Genomic DNA, 17971 nt, shown 5'->3' on the forward strand with positions numbered 1-17971 from the left:
CTTTTATAACAATTTTTACTGTGCTAAGCTGATATTCACCTGCAACCCTGCTCTTGTGTTAACAACAGGCGGTGGTGTAGCAATATAACCCACCACTCTTGTTTGCTCAAAGAACAAACGCAGTCTTACACGGTTGTTGAGTACATAATCAATCGATGGATTAATGGAAAGAATTTTCTGCCCACCTGTTGGGATAGTATTACGCTGATCAAGAATATTGTTTGATGTAGCGTTATCACGATAGGTCATATCGAAACGGAAACTAAGATCATTTGATAATGTTTTCGAATCATTCTTCGTGAACGGAACTTTAAACGGCAATTTCAATCCACGTTTACGCCAACCTGCACCAACTGTAATTTCAACACTTCTGACTTCACTCACCTGGAAATCGATCAAACTTAAACTGATAGTTCTGCTGCGTCCATAATCAACTTTAAAGTTCAATTGATTCGTCATCTGTACATCAATGCCAATCAATGGCGAGAACCGCTCACTGATGGTTAAGTTAGGTACAATAAAGAAAGGAACGAAGTTGTTTGATATGGTATCAATAAATGATGGGAAACCATAACCATACTGATCAGCATACAAAAGAGCCGATGTGAAATTATTCATGCTCAGGTTGCTGCTGTAACCATGTGTTATGCTGAAGTTAGTAAAGATGCGATCAAAGCCCGGCAGTCTTGATAAACCATTATAAGTTAAACGCCAGTTTGGTTTTGGCAGGTAACGTTTGAACGGATTATCATTCACCTTTCGGTTCTTCTGATCAAGCAAACCAACTTTCAACGGATCCTGATCAGTGTAAGCTGCAATAAACGCCGGTACCAACACATCCTGTGCATAACGTCCATAACCTTTATAATAACCATCAGGGTTAATCTGGTTACCTGCATAAGGATTTGCTTTACCTAAACGTTCTGATAATATGCGTCGGTTCTCTTCAAACTGCAGGAACGATTCACCCGGGGTTGTAGCAGAGAATTTCCTGAACATTGTTTGGTAAGAAATAAAGCTGATATCGAAACCACCACTTGCTAACGGACTCAAGTGGCCGAAAGTTCCATTACCAGTTGTATCCTTAAATAACTGCGAATAGTTTTTACTGAACGAACGTGTAAGGTTAAAATCAATCGTGAAATCACGGAATGGTTCCACCGTTGCTTCAGCTTTTAATTCCTGCCTGTAACTCTGCGAGAACAGGAAGTTGAAATTGGTATCACGTGTAACCCAACCTTTTCTTGCAGCATCATCGAGCCACCTGTCATTTGGTTGTTTCCCAAAAATATAACCAAAGCTTGGTGCACCACTTCTCCAGTTTTGACCGAGGATTTGTGTGCTGTCGGTATAACCTGGTAAACGTGAATTAAATGATTCGTTGTAATTAAGATTTACACTCTTTACTGAGGTCAGGATCTGACCAAAGAATCTTGCCGCACCGCTTGGTTCAAAATTGAGACTCTTATCTTTCTTCGCTTCAAGACGATTTAAACGACGGAAAAGTTTTGCTACATATTTCTTACTCTTACCAACCGTATCTTTTGGATTGAATTTAATATTTGGCGAAACCAGTGTTGGTTTAGCATTTGGATCCTTCTCTGTTTCAAGTGCACGGAAGAATTTCGATTTCTGGTATAACCTAACAAAATCGAGCTGACCTGTAAACACTCTTGTTTGCGAATTTTCAATGGTGTTACCAAGATTTACTGCTAAGCGTGATGCACCGATCCAGTTGTAAGTAGTATTATAATTGAATCGTGCAGTTGTCCAATCCAACGCCGGGATTTTTGCCAGTGGCAAATTATAAGATGCATTAGCTGTTTGACGATAAATGGTATTACGTCCGCCTTTAAACAGGTTCCTGCGAACACTATCCTTTTTCTCTTTGGTATTGATTCGTCCAAATGGTTCATCAACACGTGCATTATTGATCGCACTAAAATCGATGTTGATGGAACGTGTCACATCCCAACGCATATTATAAACACGGTCAAACACAAAATATTTGTCGTAAGTCTCAGGAATTTTAAACGGACTTGGTGCTACACCCGGTATTGTTACTTCTCTTGCACGCACTGCACCAAACTGGCGATTAACATCAGCACGGAAACTCAATAAGCTTGGCCTGTAATTAAAGTTGAAATCTTTTACAATATTCCACCAAGGACTGCGGTACTTGATGAGTTTTTTGAATGGCTCAATAAACTTCGGCTGAGGTGCATAGTTATAACCAACACCTGCATAATGCTTCTCGATGACGTCATTTTCGATCAACGGATTACGACGTTCTGTTTTGGTGTAAGAATAACTCACATCAAAATTCGACACATCATAAATTTTTGCAGGCTTACCATTGGTTTTATTTTTCCGCATGTTGGTAACGTTCACCGTTGTAATAGCAGAAAAATCCTGTGCAATGTTTTTGAGTGAATCCTTATTCTTGACTGTTTGCAGTTTGTCTTTGAATTTCACATCCTGGTCGTACGGATCGTATTCAGGATTCATTACAGTTTGTGAATAGCTGGCGTAGAAAGGAATTTCAAGACCTGACTTTTTAGGCAATAATTTTCCAAGTTGTAATTGTGTAGCTACATCAAATTGATAGAAGAACTCACGGCTACGTTCATTTACTCGTTGTTCAATAGTACCAAACCCTGCACTGCGTGCAGAACCGGAAATTGAAACAGTTCCAAGATCAGCCAATTGAATATCTACACGACCTGTACCGGCCCAGCCACCTTTTTCATCCAAACCACTTAAACGTAATTCATTCACCCAAACTTCAGCACATACAGTTGAGTTCGCATCATTGCGATTATTTTCAACACCAACTAAGAATCCTTTTACTTCACCCAGATTCGGATTACCCATTACTGCCCAGCGAACACCATTACCCCTGTCTTCAGAATAAACAGTGTTAACGCCACCAGTACGACGCAACTTGAAACGAACCAGATCATCCAAACTCAAATCAAATTGATTCATGCCCGGCCATACGGCACTCGTATCGTTTGGTCCATTCCCGGGACGAGGATAAGTTCCCCATCTTGTAACTTTTAATGGCATGCGAACTTCATAATAATTATTAATGAAGTCGGTACCAAAACGAATAACTGCTATTGCCTGTCCGTCTTGCAGGTTGTCTGTTTTACCTCTTGATTCAGCATGCATGAACATACGTACACGTTTGTACTGACGCAGATCATGATTAAGTGTTTTAAATACAGCACGGCTATCACCATCCTGCAGATCGCACACCTGCATACTAAGCGATGATTCGTTCTGTAACAGGTTCACACCATTATTACTTAATTGCTGCACACGTTCAATACCAGGAGGAATAACATAGTTAACAGGAACACGGTTATCATTTTCTTCAACGTTAACAGCCGTAACATTAAATGAAGTGACCGCTTGATTTTGCAATGGTTTGTATTGACCTGTTGTATCAAGATCGAATTGGTAAGAGCGCCACATGTTACGCACCAATTCCAGTTTACCAAAACGCACAACAAGCGAATCATCAAAACCAGTCATGAACATACGCATGAAACGGATTGATTTGAAGTCGGGAATATTTCCCACTTTCTGTTCGTATTCTTTAACTGGTATGCGGAACAGGAACCATGTTTCTTTACGTGAGTTTCCATCTGCCAGTTTGATATCAACCTCTCTTCTGTCGGCAATATAATTCTGACCAACCTGCATTAAAGGATCATCCTTCGGACGTAACTCTAAATGATATTGGAAATATTCTTCCACTTCATTCAATGTATTATCACGATTAAGATCTTCGTTATCGGGATATAATGTAGCAGCAGAAGTATACTGAACATCGTTACTTGCAACCGGACTATTTCCCTGCGGATTGTTATAATCCTTGTAACGATTGAGGATAGTTGCGTTGTCAGGTTGTCCAACACGGAAATGTTTGTAGTTATCAGTACTTGGGTCAGCAAGCAATGCCTGGTAAGCTGCGCCACCACCGATGTTTGTTTGATACTGACTTAAGAAGCTGCTGAATACACGAACCTCTGCACTATCGGCACGACCATCTAAACCAACGTCCTGTTGCGGACGTTCTTCAACAATGTTGCTGAATGCTTGTGCAATCTGGATAGGATTGCGAGGTACACGTGCCCAGTTGCTGAAATCTTCACGTGCAGGAGTTTGTGTTGTACTCAAACCATTTTCATAAAAGCGACGACCATCTTTTAAGATATCTTCTGAAATGTTACCGAGGTTAAAATACATCTGTCCACCGGTACTTGTTGGATTAAGGATGAACGGATCCTGCACCCACATTTCAATGAACTCAATATTGTTGGTTTCAAAATCGATCTGGTCGATGGAACGCATAATACCACCCCACCTGTTTCTTGGATTTAACAATTTACCATTAGCAGGATTAATACTACCGCTGCGTGCGTCAAAATTATACGGACCTCTTTGGGTTGGATAAAACGCCAGATCAAAAGTGATCAATTGATTTTGACCAAGATCAGGAGTTACCTGCGGAAATATTTCCTGCCTGTTTACAAAACGCACACGGGGATCGGACAACTCACCCACATTACCACCCAACGGGTTGTTAGGATCACGACGTTGTTGCAATACGGGTTCAATATTATACCATGCCAATTTTGCACGGTTATAACCATATTGCAAATCGTCATTTAAAGATGCTTCAGGAAACAGAACATTGCCGAAACGATCTTTTGCCCCATTTGGTGTTGATGCAAGTGACCATGCAATGAACGGGAAACGAAGGTCAATACCATTACGTGTGCCTTCGAAATCGTCAATATAAATTAAACCACCACCGCCTTTTTCAGGACGAATTTGTTTTGCCGTACTTGGAATAATCTGTGCAGCTTCACCATAAACATTAATATTCGACAATTGACGTGTTGAATAAAACGGCAACCCATCTAACCATTTCGTCATTCGTTTCCAATCGCTCCGGTAGTTCACATCAGCTCCGATCATGGTATTACGAATGGGATCATCACCGTAATTCATTTTAGTGAAGAAAGGTCGCTCACCCAAACGCATCATTGCTGCACCAATATTCAGTTGCTTGTTTTGTCGTTCAATGGCTTTATAATCTAAACGCAGCGCCATAAAGTTGCGGTTCTGCATACCGAACGTTGCATTATTTTCAAACCCAACATTGATCGGCACACCTGAATTTGCGATGGCCTGGTTAATGATCTTTACGGTGCCAAGATTATAATCAACCGTGTAATCAACATTCTCTCTTAAGATTTGACCACCGGCAGTAACAGTAACAGAACCCGGCGGAACATTAAATGCACCCAAAGGAATATCGCCGCCTCCACCCGCACTTCTTGATGTACCCCGGAAAATATAACGATTCAATTGTGGTGATTGCTGTGCTACCCATTTAATCGAATCGTACAATGGATAGAATAAGTATTTCTGTCGCAAGTCGTTTGAATCAACACCACGAAAAATATATTCGAGGTCTTTACCAAATGGTTCAAGTAAAGGAAAAATAACACGGCTTAATTGTGAGTTTACAGTGAATCCTTCTACGTAATCAAACACACCATCAGGCTGCGGATCGTTCTGATTATTTAAGCGATCAAGATTTACTAATTCAATGATGGGTCTTCCTTTTTCTTCACCTTCAGGTATATATCTTTTTTCACCACCACCTGGTTCCTGGTAAAGAATATTGAATTTGAAATCTTTTCTTTCCAGTTGACCATACCCAACAGAGTAAACGTTCTTCATCATCAAATCCCAGATAGGTAACAAGGGACGTTGTGATGTTGCTTTCAGCATTTTAAGGAACAACACTTTTTGTGTGCCACTGTTACTTGCTGTTGTATCGGGAGTAACATCGTTTGAAAATTCACCCACCTGGTAAACCTTACCATTTACAGTATATTGAAAAGCCACGCCCAATACTTCATCGGGTTGCAAAATGGTATTGAGTGAAATAAAACCGATCTGTGGATTGAAATAATATTCTTCAGGACGAAGTTTGCGTGCAAACGTGCGTTCAAAATCCTGAACGGCAGTTAAACCAAAACTTTGCAAACGGTTTGTGATCAAAGCTGCATCTCTTGTTGCAGGATCATTGACCATCCGTTGGTAAAGATCATTCGCTCCGTTTTGTGGAAGTTCTGATGAAGTAAGTGAAAAGATGTTTGGATTGTAGGGTTGCGATTCACCAAGATCCATCAGCGCTACAACATTCCTGTTCTCAGTTGTAGAACCTGTACGGTTGGTAACCCAAACTTCCATACGAAGAATTTGCACAGGTGTTGTAACAGCCGGAATATTCTTCATGTTCTTATTATAGTTCTTCTTAAAATATTGAGCAAGTAAGAAGTGTCTGTTCTCTTCGTATTCATCGGCCTTTACCTGGAACTGTTGTAAACCTGTTCCACCAGCTAACTGCACCTGCTGACGATTTGAGTTTTGATTGGCTAACACTGCTGTTACATACAACTTGCCGAACTGCAATTCTGTTTTCAAACCAAACAATGCCGATGCCCCCGGCATTAAAGAACCACGTGCAGGAAATTGAATATTACCTGCTTCAATACGTTTAATGATGGCATCGGTGTTACCAACATAATCTAGCTTCAATTGATTTTCGAACTGGAAGTTAGCGAGTGTATTATAGGTAACAGGAAAATTCAGTTTATCACCGATCTTGGCATTCAAACCAAAATTGGCATTCATATCAAAATCAAAACCACCATTTTTTCTTGCACGTTCAGGTAATGTTGGGTTTTTTATATTCTGACCAATGTAGCCAGCTGTTAATGTAACATCACCTTGAGGACGAATCTCCACTTTAGGAATACCGGTATTGCTGAACAAACGATTAAAGAAACCTGGGCGTACCTGCAGTTTCGGGTCGAGTATTTTACGATTGAGATTTAATGTAGTGTTGAGTCGGCGTTGAAAATAATCACGTTCATCCTGCCTGCTTTTATACGCCAGCATTTCATCGAATGTGAGATAACTTGGTTTACGATACCAGCTACGACCGATCTTTTGATAGATATAGTATCGTTTTGTTGCAGGATCGTAAACAATAGAATCCTTGATATTTGACGGACGTTGCAGATCAAACGTATTACGGTTTGGTTCTGTAAAGGCATCGCCTCTTCGATCGGTTAATGGAAAACGTAAATTATTTGGAGTAGTGTCACGTTGTGGTGTTTGTGGCAAAGGGGTGCCGCTGTAGCTCACCAATGAAAAGCAGGTCAGTACAATGGTCAGGAGGGTAATTCCAGATATGGTGCGTTGCATCAGGGTCAAGGTCTATAAGCAAATAAGTTTTGATATTCACTAAAGGCATTTCAACGCTGCTTTTATCAGTTCCTGAACCTCGGTAAACTCCGTACTGTTTTGCCGGGCTTTTTTTATGGCTGATTCTGCTGCATTTCGGGCAATACCTAAAGCGGTCATAGCTGTTAACGCATCAAGCTCTAAACTATTGTGAGTCAGTGTAGAAATATTCGCTTCAACTGGTGACTTTGCTAATTTGTCTCTTAACTCAAGAACAATACGCTGGGCGGTCTTTTTCCCAATGCCTTTTACGCTCTCCAAAAGCCCTTCATTTCCCGAAAGAATGGCCCTTACCACCTCGTCGGCCTGCAGCGATGAAAGCATCATCCGGGCAGTTGACGCTCCTACTCCGCTTACACTCAGCAAATGCAGAAAAACTTCTTTTTCATGCTTATCGTAAAATCCAAAAAGGATATGGGCATCTTCTCTTACCAAAAGATGAGTAAACAAAGTGCCTTCATTCAGCGACTGAATTTTGGAATAAGTGTTCAGACTCACCTGTACTTCATACCCAACACCATGAACATCAATGTGAACGACAGTTGGGGTCTTGAGGGTAAATGCTCCTTTAAGGTATGCAAACATGAAACGAAAATAGAGTTTTTTACCAACCTTAAACTCTTAACCTTTAACCTTCCACCCCATGGCTTTCTGTGCAAGTCTTATATTTGCAGCCGGTTAAACGGGCCTTTACCCGTAAACCTTAAATACATAGAATAAATGAGCAATAAAATTACTGCTGCCATTACAGCTGTTGCCGGATGGGTACCTGAAGACAGGTTAACAAACTTCGACCTGGAAAAAATGGTTGATACGAATGACGAATGGATCCGCACCCGCACCGGAATTTCAGAACGAAGAATTTTAAGAGGCGAAGGACTTGCTACCTCCGACATGATTGTACCAGCTGTGCTGGATCTTTGCAAAAAGCGTGGTATCGACCCGACAGAAATAGATTGTATGATCGTGGGTACAGTTACACCTGATATGGTGTTTCCTTCAACTGCAAATGTGGTGTGCGATAAAATTGGTGCAGTAAATGCTTTTGGTTTTGACTTAAGTGCTGCCTGTAGCGGATTTCTTTTCTCCCTTACAACTGGTGCTTCATATATCGAAAGTGGTCGTTATAAAAAAGTGGTTGTGGTTGGTGCCGATAAAATGAGTGCTATTATCGACTATACCGATCGTAACACTTGCGTGATCTTCGGCGATGGTGCTGCTTGCGTATTACTTGAACCAAACGAAGAAGGCTATGGTGTGCTGGATAGTATTTTAAAAAGCGATGGTGCCGGCAGAAATTTTCTGAATATGAAAGCAGGCGGCAGTCTTCGTCCCGCATCAATGGAAACAGTAGCCAACCGTGAGCATTTTGCATACCAGGAAGGAAAGACAGTGTTCAAGTTTGCTGTAAAAGGCATGGCCGATGTAAGCGCTGAATTGTTAGAACGAAATAATTTGACTGGTGAAGATATTGCATGGCTTGTACCACACCAGGCTAACCTGCGTATCATTGATGCCACTGCAGAACGCATGGGTTTGGCAAAAGAAAAAGTGATGATCAATATCCAAAAGTTTGGCAATACCACTGCAGGTACTATTCCTCTTTGTTTGTGGGAATGGGAAAGTCAATTGAAGAAAGGCGATAACATTGTGCTTGCTGCTTTTGGTGGAGGTTTTACATGGGGTGCCACCTGGATCAAATGGGCCTATGATGGAAAGGAAGCTAAGAGTTAAAAAAGAAAAGAAGTATAATGAAAAGCGGTTGTGAAAGCAATCGCTTTTTTGTTTTATTTCGGCAATTGAAATAAAAACCAATTACATGAAATCCGTTTTTGATGCTGCAGTACGGGAAGAACTGGTAACACGCATTCATTCTTTGACAAAAGCCAACAATGCCCAATGGGGCAAAATGAATGTATCGCAAATGGTGAAACATTGCGTGTTGTGTGATGAAATGTTTTTTGGCAAGATAAAGATCAAACGTGTTTTTATTGGCCGCCTCATTGGGCCGGTGTTTCTTAAGAAAGTTTTAAAAGACGAAACCGGATTCGGAAGAAACTCTCCAACAAGCCCATTACTAAAAACCAATGACCAACTTTGTGATATCAATCAACATAAAAAAGAATGGATCAATAGTATTGAACAATTTGGCTCTTACGATCATCGCAATTTTATTCATCCATTCTTTGGACCAATGACGAAAGAACAGGTTGGTTTATTTGCCTATAAACATGCCGATCATCATTTACTACAATTCAACGTATAATCAGATTATGAACGGGTTCGATACCAATGAATAAAATCAGTTGCGGGAATTGTCGTTGCGCCTAACTCCCGCATCATTGTTACCAACTGTCCCCGATGATAAGTGCCATGATTGAACAGGTGATGCAGCACCTGCCACACTGCTGAACGAAACTGTTCTCCCTTCAGGTTTTTATAATAAAATTCACGCTGTAATTGTTCGTCAGATGCTTGTTGTACAAATCGCTCCCACTCGCCGGCTTGTTGCAATAGTCCGTTGATCGCTTCCTTCATTGTTGGATTAAACTGTTTACTTGGTATCACCATTTGTTGATGTCCTTCCATGCGTTGCCACCAGATACTTTCTGCATCCCACAAATGAAGAACAGTTGCATACATATTCGGAAAACTGCTTTTTACGATCTGCTGATGTAAATGCTCATCCATTTCCAGAATGGCATTGGTGATCTGTTCATGTGCCCAATGATTGTATGTAGCATACGCTGAAAGCAACTCTTTCATATGAAAATGTTTTACTGCTGAAATTAATGAATTAATGGATTAGCCAAGCTGCATTAATGCGTACTTTTAAAGCTGAAACTGAAAGGGATTAACATGGAATTTTCTACACGAATCATTCACGAAGACAATATTAAAGACGAAAGCGGCGCAGTGATGTCGCCGATTATTTTATCTACCACCTTTGAACGTGGTGATGATGGCATAAGCTATCCGGGTGGTTATTTTTATTCACGGTATGACAATCCGAACCGTCATTCACTTGAACAAAAGCTGGCGAAGATGGAAAACGGTGCGGCATGTGTAAGTTTTGCATCAGGGCTTGCTGCAGCTACAAATGTGTTTCAAAGTTTGAAAACAGGTGATCATATTATTTTACCTGATGACACATATTTTTCTATCCGCACAATTCTAGACGCCATGTTTGGCGGTTTCGGCCTGTCGTACACGTTAGTTGACATGACGGATCATACAGCGATTGAACAAGCCATTCAACCCAACACAACTCTGATTTGGATGGAAACACCATCAAACCCATCATTGAAGGTAACAGACATTGCGGCAGTTGTGGCCATTGCAAAAAAACACAACTGTTTTACTGTGGCTGATAATACATGGGCATCTCCATTCTATACACGTCCAACTAATCTTGGTGTTGACATTTCGTTACACTCAACCACAAAATATTTAGGTGGCCATAGTGATATCCTCGGCGGTGCATTGATCTTTAAAGAAACCAATGAACGTTACGATCGCATCCGCTCTTTTCAAAAACTTGGCGGCGCTGTTCCTTCTCCGTACGATTGCTGGTTGCTTTGCAGAAGCTTAACGACGTTTGTTGCACGCATGCCCATTCATTCAAGCAATGCTATGCATCTGGCACAGTATCTTGAAACACATCCAAAGATCGAACGTGTGTTGTATCCCGGTCTTTCTTCGCATCCGCAATATGCCGTTGCAGTAAAACAAATGCAGAATGGTTTTGGCGGAATGTTATCTATTCTTGTAAAAGGTGATCGTTCAAATGCGTTGAAATTAGCAGATGCATTACAGTTGTTCACGCATGCAACAAGTTTGGGTGGCGTGGAGAGTTTGATCGAACATCGCAAATCAATTGAAGGGGAGCTTTCGCCTACTGCCGATAATCTTTTACGTATTTCTGTAGGGCTTGAAGATGTAAAAGATTTGATTGCAGATTTTGAACAAGCATTACAATCTTTATATTAACGTCTTGCGGCTTACGTCCGTACCGACGCAAATCAAAACATCGCATAATGAGAAAACTTTTGATGTTACTTGTTGCTGTCACAGCAATGCAATTAGCACACGCCCAGACAACCGACAAACGTTTAGCTGGCATCGACACCTTTATCAATCGTATTTTAAAAGAATGGAGTGCCGCCGGTGTAACGGTTGCAGTAGTAGAAAAAAATAAGGTAATTCTTGCCAAAGGATTTGGATACAAGGATTATGAAAACAAAGTACCGGTTACCGAAAACACTTTGTTTGCAATAGGGAGTTGCACCAAAGCATTTACTTCATCACTATTAGCCTTTCCATTGAAAGATGGCAAACTAGATTTAGACAAACCCGTAAATCAATATTTGCCGGAGTTGCGTTTTATCGACGATGAATTAACCAACAATATTACTGCAAGGGATATGATGAGCCATCGTACGGGACTGCCAAGACATGATCTTGCCTGGTATGGTTCTGCTACAAAAAGAGACAGTCTTATTTACAACATCCGCTTTTTTGAAAAGACTGTGTCACTCAGAAGGTTGTGGCAATACAACAACTTCATGTTTTTAGCGCAAGGAGTGCTGGCAGAAAAACTAAGCGGTAAAAGTTGGGAAGCATTGATCAAAGAACAATTGTTTACACCATTAGGCATGAATGCATCCAACACTTCGATGAATGATCATGTTAAAGCTCCTGACTATTCATTTGGTTACAATGAAAAAGATGGTGTAATCAAGCGAATGAAATTCATGAATCTTGATGCAATTGGTCCGGCAGGTTCTATCAACTCCAATGCAAAAGACATGGCCAACTGGGTAATGATGTGGCTGAATGGCGGCAAGTTCAACGGCAAAGAAATTTTACCCGCCATTTACTATAACCAGGCCGTCAGTTCGCAAATGGTGATTGGGGCAGGCTTGCCAACAAAGGAACAGCCCGATGTATTTTTCAGTAATTATGGACTTGCATGGTTTCTTGCAAACTATCGTGGACATTACCGTGTTGAGCATGGTGGCAATATTGATGGTTTTAGCAGCAGCACTTCATTTTTTCCAACAGACAGTATTGGCATCTTTGTTTCAGTAAATCAAAACGGGTCAGCTATCCCCGGCATCATACGCAATACCATTGCAGATCGTTTGCTGGGATTAAAATATAGAGACTGGCACCGCACACAAAAAACTGCCGTTGAAAAGGCGAAAGTTGCAGCAAAAGAAAAATTAAAAGCCGATAGTTCACAACGCAAGTTCAATACCCGGCCAACACATGCACTTACAGATTATGCAGGAACATTTACCAATGATAGCTATGGCACTATCACCATTGAGCAGCACAAGGATTCAATGCTTGCAAAATTTAATGCACTCACGTTTAAAGTGAAGCACTATCACTACAACTATTTCAATTTTATTCCTGTTGCAGATGGTGTGGATGCAGACGAAGATGATGCTATGAAAGGGCAATTCAATATTAATATCAAAGGAGAGATAGAATCCATTTCTTTACCATTACAGACAGGTGTAAAAGATATTGAGTTTAAAAAGAAAGTAGAAACAATAGATGTAAGCAAGGCAGAACTTGACAAATATGTTGGAGAGTATGAATTACCGGGGCCAACTATTGTTAAAACTTACTTGAAAGGAGAAAAAACATTAATGGTTCTGGTGCCTGGTCAACCTGATTATGAAATGATACCCGTTAAACCAGACCTGTTCAATTTTAAAATGATCAGTGGGTTTAGTGTCCGTTTTGAAAAGAATGCTGCAGGAGAAGTAACTGCACTCCATTTTATTCAACCAAACGGAACATTTAAAGCAACAAGAAAAAAATAAATTTCGTCGGTACGGCTCTCACGCCGCCACACGAAAATGAAAAAATTAAGTTATGAGCATTATTATCAGAAGAGCAGTTAAGGAAGATTGTCCACGGTTACTTGAACTGGTGAATGAGTTGGCTTTGTATGAAAAAGCACCGCAGGAAGTAACTGTTACTTTGGAACATTTTGTTGAAAGTGGATTTGGTAATAACCCAGTCTGGTGGGCATTTGTAGCAGAAGAAGATGGTTTGGTGTTGGGCTTTGCTTTGTATTACATCCGCTATTCAACATGGAAGGGCCAGCGCATGTATTTAGAAGATATTCTTGTTACTGAAAAAGCAAGAGGAAAAGGAATGGGCAAATTATTATTTGATCAATTGATCGTTGAAGCAAAAGAAAAAAACTTCAGCGGAATTGTTTGGCAGGTATTAGAATGGAACGAGCCAGCTATAAATTTCTATAAAAAGTATAACGCTGATTTAGATGGAGAATGGATCAATTGCAGCATACCCGTGTAAACGAATAGGCCGCAAAAATGCGGCCTATTCGTTTACTATATCTGGCAGTTATTATTTCCTTAGCTCACTCCCTCGACACTCATTTCTTTATTGATCTTCTGCACCAACCCTTGCAACACTTTACCAGGACCAACTTCTGTAAACTTACTTGCACCATCAACAATCATTGATTGTACACTTTGTGTCCAGCGTACAGCACCTGTTAACTGATCAATTAAATTTTGCTTGATTTCATCTTTATCCAACACTGCCTTCGCAACCACGTTTTGATAGATGGCACACTGCGGTGTATAGAAATTTGTGCTTTCAATTTTTGCTTTCAATTCTTCACGGGCAGGTTCCATTAACGGACTGTGAAATGCGCCGCCAACAGGCAACACCAAAGCTCGTTTTGCACCTGCCGCTTTCATGCGTTCACATGCAATATCAATTCCCTTCAGTGAACCACTTATCACTAGCTGCCCCGGGCAATTGTAATTGGCCGGCACAACAATTTCACCTGTTTCTTCCAGCACTTGTTTACAAACCTCTTCTACTTTTTCATCGGCCAATGCAAGCACGGCTGCCATCGTTGAGGGATTTAATTCACAGGCTTTTTGCATGGCTGTTGCACGAACGCTTACCAGTTGCAACGCATCTTCAAAACTCAATACGCCGTTTGCTACCAATGCACTAAACTCACCAAGCGAATGCCCCGCCACCATATCCGGTTTTGCCGATTCAATTGTTTTATAAGCAATCACCGAATGTAAAAACACAGCCGGTTGTGTTACGTTCGTTTGCTTCAGGTCTTCATCTGTTCCATTAAACATAGTATCTGAAATTCGAAAACCTAAAATTTCATTCGCCGATTCAAACAATCGCTGGGCCGAGGTGCTCGCATCATACAAATTCTTACCCATTCCACTGAACTGTGACCCCTGACCCGGAAATACAAACGCATGTTTCATATGCTCATTTTTTATTGTTTTGGTCATATGTTATTCGCCATAAAATCATCATCGTCTTACGTGTAAATGACTCGATAATCTATGGCTCATTTCATACAAATAGTTTAATGGCCAAAAATAAAGAAGTCTGTTGCAATAATTACAACAGACCTCTTCCAAGAACAAAAAGATTTTAATTGAATTTTCCCGAAATAAGTTTTAGAAACTCGCTTCTTGTTGCTTGCTTTTGAAACTCACCGGAAAAAGCAGAAGTAGTTGTAACAGAATTTTGCTTCTGCACACCACGCATCATCATGCATAAATGCTGTGCCTCCACTACCACTGCCACGCCCATTGGGTTCAATGAATCTTTAATTGCTTCCAGTATTTGCGTAGTTAAACGTTCCTGCACCTGTAAACGACGGCTATAAACATCCACCACTCTTGCCAGTTTGCTCAAACCCGTAATGTAACCATTAGGAATATAGGCAATATGGGCTTTACCAAAAAATGGCAGCATATGATGTTCGCACATGCTATACAACTCAATATCCTTTACAATCACCATTTCGCTCACGTCTTCATGAAATTTTGCGCTTTCAAGAATTGCCTTTGCATCCATTTGGTAACCCTGCGTCATGTACTGCATAGCCTTTGCAACACGTTCAGGCGTTTTTAGCAACCCTTCTCTTTCAGGATCTTCACCTAGTAAATTCAATGCACTTTTGTAATTCTCTATCAATCCTGCTGTAATGTTCTGTTCGTATTCTTCTGTTTTTTTATAAGCCATAATCGAATTTGAAAATTTGAAAATTTGAAAATTTGAATACAATTACTGCATCAGAATTTTCAGTGATCATTTATAATTATGCCGGATATTCTACAAAGTTTCTGGGTGTTTCGTACAGGCGAACCTGCAAATCTTTGTCTGCATCAATATGCGGGCGCAACAAATCGTAAATCACAATAGCAATATTTTCTGCAGTTGGATTCAGATCTTTAAATTCAACGGTATCGAGATTCAGATTTTTATGATCGAAGCGTTCAAGAATTTCAGTTCTTATTAAATCACTAAGTTGTTTCAGATCCATCACATAACCTGTTTGTTTATTAGGAACACCTGTGATCTTTACTACAAGCTCATAATTATGCCCATGGAAAGAAGGATTATTACACTTGCCAAATACGGCATCATTGCGTTCGTTTGTCCATTCGGGATTATATAAGCGATGGGCAGCGTTAAAATGTTCGTGACGAAAGACAGCTACTTTTTGTTGCATGACAGAAAACCTGTTTACATTTTACCTGCCATATAACCGTTATACTTTGCAGGATGAATGAGGTACTATAACAAGGTACGCCGCAAAAGGTTTACTCTCCAAAATATTCAACGTAAATGCGGGGCGTTTCGTAGAGTTTAATACAGTGAAGCAACACTTCTTCCGGTAGGTGTGGCTGCAGTTGTTGCCAAATAGCTTTTGCAAGATTTTCTGTTGAACACATTTTGCCTTGCATAAAATCAACATCGAGGTTCAGATTTTTATGATCGAGTTTCTCCAGCACATGAATTTTAATAAGCTCACTGAGTTTTTTTACATCAAACAAAAAACCTGTGTCTTCATTCACTTGCCCTTTAATGGTAACAAACAGATCATAATTATGCCCATGCCAGTTTTCGTTGGCACATTTGCCAAACATGGCTTCATTCTTCTCCAGGCTCCACTTAGGATTGTAAAGCTTGTGCGCCGCATTAAAATGTTCTAATCTTGTTAAGTAAACCATTGCCGAACCCTTCAAATTGTTGGGCCGCAAAGGTAATAAGAATGCGTCATTTTGATGTTATTCCTCAATTTGTTTTATTCTTCCCGAAATTTGCTGCATGAATTGTTTAGTCGTTTCTGCCACCGTGTTGGAAATCAAACCATTTATTCAACATTGTCGCACCACAGAAAAGCTGAATTACATTGATTTACAGCTCGATTTTCTTATTACGGGTGTTGGCTCCATTAATACAACTTATGCGTTGATGAAGCATTTACAGGTGAAAAAGCCCGACATTATCATCATGGCTGGTATTGCAGGAGCGTTTGATCAATCGTTGAAATTGGGTGATGTTGTTGCGGTAAAACAAGAAGCGTTAGCTGACTTGGGAGTACAGGAAAAAGATGGCTATAAGGATGTGTTTGATTTGAAGTTGTTAGCTGCAAACGAGTTCCCTTTTAAACAAAAGAAACTTACAAATCCATTTAAGGTGTTGATGGAACGTACTAAGCTTCCTACGGTTGGAAGCGTTACAATAAACCAAATAACTTCTTCCAAAAAAACAGCGGCACTGTATGAAGCTAACTACAAAGCAAAGATCGAAAACATGGAAGGTGCAGCATTTCATTTTGTTTGCATAAAAGAAAATATTCCGTTTGTACAGATTAGGAGTATTTCAAATTATGTAGGCGAACGGAACAAGCAAAAGTGGAAATTGAAAGAAGCTGTGCAGAACCTGAATAAAGAATTAATACGTTTGGTTGAAAGTTTATAAATGTTGCCTGGTATGAAATTAACGCTTGGTTTTTCTCCTTGTCCGAACGATACGTTCATTTTTGATGCGTTGGTAAATGGCAAGATCGATACAGAAGGTTTATCGTTTGATGTGCAGCTTGAAGATGTACAAACATTAAACGAATGGGCTAAACAAGACAAACTTGATCTTTCAAAGATCAGTTATGGGGTTTATCCTCTGGTTCGCCATCAATACCATTTATTAAAGAGTGGTGGTGCTTTAGGTAAAGGAGTGGGACCCCTGTTAATTTCCAAAAACGAAGTACGAGGTACGAATGTAAAAGAACTTCAGGATATTGTTGATCATTCAACTATTGCAATACCCGGCGTAAACACAACAGCTCATTTTCTGTTTTCCCAAGCTTTTCCAAATGCAAAGGAAAAACAGTTCATGATCTTTCATGAAATTGAAGATGCTGTTTTAAGTAGTAAAGTTGATATGGGCCTGATTATTCATGAAAACAGGTTTACTTACCAGGAAAAGGGATTGCATAAAATTTTGGATCTCGGTGAATATTGGGAGACTACTACTGGTTACCCGATCCCTCTAGGTGGAATAGTTGCACATAAACGCATTGATGCAGACATTCAGAACAAAGTTGATGGGTTAATACGCAAGAGTCTTGAATATGCTTTCAGCAATTATCCTCTCATTACAAATTATGTAAAACAACATTCACAAGAGATGAGTGAAGAAGTAATGCGGCAACATATTGATCTGTATGTAAATAATTATTCGCTCGACTTAGGCGAAGATGGCATGAAGGCAGTGGAGCAAATGTTGCAAGCTGCGAACCAAGAGAGATGAT

14 protein-coding genes are annotated in these 17971 nt (G+C 40.2%); 7 read left to right on the top strand and 7 right to left on the bottom strand.

Going from position 1 to position 17971, the window contains the following annotated elements; all coding sequences use genetic code 11:
* Nucleotides 1–15 precede the first annotated feature (15 nt).
* The gene (gene sov, locus ACO1QW_RS00920; protein ID WP_486254835.1) at nt 16–7299 is read right to left on the bottom strand and encodes a T9SS outer membrane translocon Sov/SprA; all 7284 of its coding nucleotides are present in this window, start codon (nt 7297–7299) and stop codon (nt 16–18) included.
* A gap of 39 nt (nt 7300–7338) precedes the next feature.
* Nucleotides 7339–7923, bottom strand: a complete 585-nt coding sequence (gene ruvA, locus ACO1QW_RS00925) for a Holliday junction branch migration protein RuvA (protein ID WP_486254837.1) — start codon at nt 7921–7923, stop codon at nt 7339–7341.
* Nucleotides 7924–8058: 135 nt separating this feature from the next.
* On the opposite strand from ruvA, the gene ACO1QW_RS00930 reads away from it, so the two are divergent.
* Nucleotides 8059–9072 carry a beta-ketoacyl-ACP synthase III gene (locus ACO1QW_RS00930; protein WP_486254838.1) on the top strand — a complete coding sequence of 338 codons (1014 nt, stop codon included), beginning with the start codon at nt 8059–8061 and terminating at the stop codon, nt 9070–9072.
* Between the two features lie 85 nt (nt 9073–9157).
* Entirely contained in the window at nt 9158–9604 is a 447-nt protein-coding gene (locus ACO1QW_RS00935; protein WP_486254840.1) for a DUF1569 domain-containing protein, read from the top strand.
* 5 nt (nt 9605–9609) lie between these two features.
* On the opposite strand, the gene ACO1QW_RS00940 is transcribed toward ACO1QW_RS00935, so the two are convergent.
* Entirely contained in the window at nt 9610–10104 is a 495-nt protein-coding gene (locus ACO1QW_RS00940) for a DinB family protein (RefSeq protein ID WP_486254842.1), read from the bottom strand.
* A 93-nt stretch (nt 10105–10197) separates the two neighbouring features.
* Between ACO1QW_RS00940 and ACO1QW_RS00945 the strand changes: the two genes are divergently transcribed.
* Genes ACO1QW_RS00945 through ACO1QW_RS00955 form a run of 3 tightly spaced genes read left to right on the top strand, consistent with a single transcriptional unit; the run spans nt 10198 to nt 13677 of the window.
* Nucleotides 10198–11328, top strand: coding sequence for a trans-sulfuration enzyme family protein (locus tag ACO1QW_RS00945; RefSeq protein WP_486254844.1), 1131 nt, complete (start codon nt 10198–10200; stop codon nt 11326–11328).
* A 47-nt stretch (nt 11329–11375) separates the two neighbouring features.
* Nucleotides 11376–13175, top strand: a complete 1800-nt coding sequence (locus tag ACO1QW_RS00950) for a serine hydrolase (protein WP_486254846.1) — start codon at nt 11376–11378, stop codon at nt 13173–13175.
* A gap of 52 nt (nt 13176–13227) precedes the next feature.
* A complete protein-coding gene (locus ACO1QW_RS00955; protein WP_486254848.1) occupies nt 13228–13677 on the top strand; it encodes a GNAT family N-acetyltransferase in 450 nt (149 codons plus the stop codon).
* Nucleotides 13678–13736: 59 nt separating this feature from the next.
* Here ACO1QW_RS00955 and fabD read toward each other — a convergent pair whose 3' ends face one another.
* The 4 genes from fabD to ACO1QW_RS00975 all read right to left on the bottom strand — a co-directional run bounded on the left by fabD (nt 13737) and on the right by ACO1QW_RS00975 (nt 16388).
* Nucleotides 13737–14627 carry an ACP S-malonyltransferase gene (fabD, locus tag ACO1QW_RS00960; protein WP_486254849.1) on the bottom strand — a complete coding sequence of 297 codons (891 nt, stop codon included), beginning with the start codon at nt 14625–14627 and terminating at the stop codon, nt 13737–13739.
* A 172-nt stretch (nt 14628–14799) separates the two neighbouring features.
* Nucleotides 14800–15396 (bottom strand): GTP cyclohydrolase I FolE, encoded by a 597-nt coding sequence (gene folE, locus ACO1QW_RS00965; RefSeq protein ID WP_486254851.1) that lies wholly within the window; start codon nt 15394–15396, stop codon nt 14800–14802.
* Nucleotides 15397–15472: 76 nt separating this feature from the next.
* Nucleotides 15473–15886, bottom strand: a complete 414-nt coding sequence (locus ACO1QW_RS00970; protein ID WP_486254853.1) for a 6-pyruvoyl trahydropterin synthase family protein — start codon at nt 15884–15886, stop codon at nt 15473–15475.
* A gap of 91 nt (nt 15887–15977) precedes the next feature.
* A complete protein-coding gene (locus tag ACO1QW_RS00975; protein ID WP_486254854.1) occupies nt 15978–16388 on the bottom strand; it encodes a 6-pyruvoyl trahydropterin synthase family protein in 411 nt (136 codons plus the stop codon).
* A 97-nt stretch (nt 16389–16485) separates the two neighbouring features.
* Here ACO1QW_RS00975 and mqnB point away from each other — a divergent pair, with 97 nt between their 5' ends.
* Nucleotides 16486–17142 (top strand): futalosine hydrolase, encoded by a 657-nt coding sequence (mqnB, locus tag ACO1QW_RS00980; RefSeq protein ID WP_486254856.1) that lies wholly within the window; start codon nt 16486–16488, stop codon nt 17140–17142.
* 12 nt (nt 17143–17154) lie between these two features.
* Complete coding sequence (locus ACO1QW_RS00985; RefSeq protein ID WP_486254858.1) at nt 17155–17970, top strand: 1,4-dihydroxy-6-naphtoate synthase; 816 nt, start codon at nt 17155–17157, stop codon at nt 17968–17970.
* Nucleotide 17971 lies beyond the last annotated feature (1 nt).

This window comes from Lacibacter sp. (assembly GCF_057361365.1).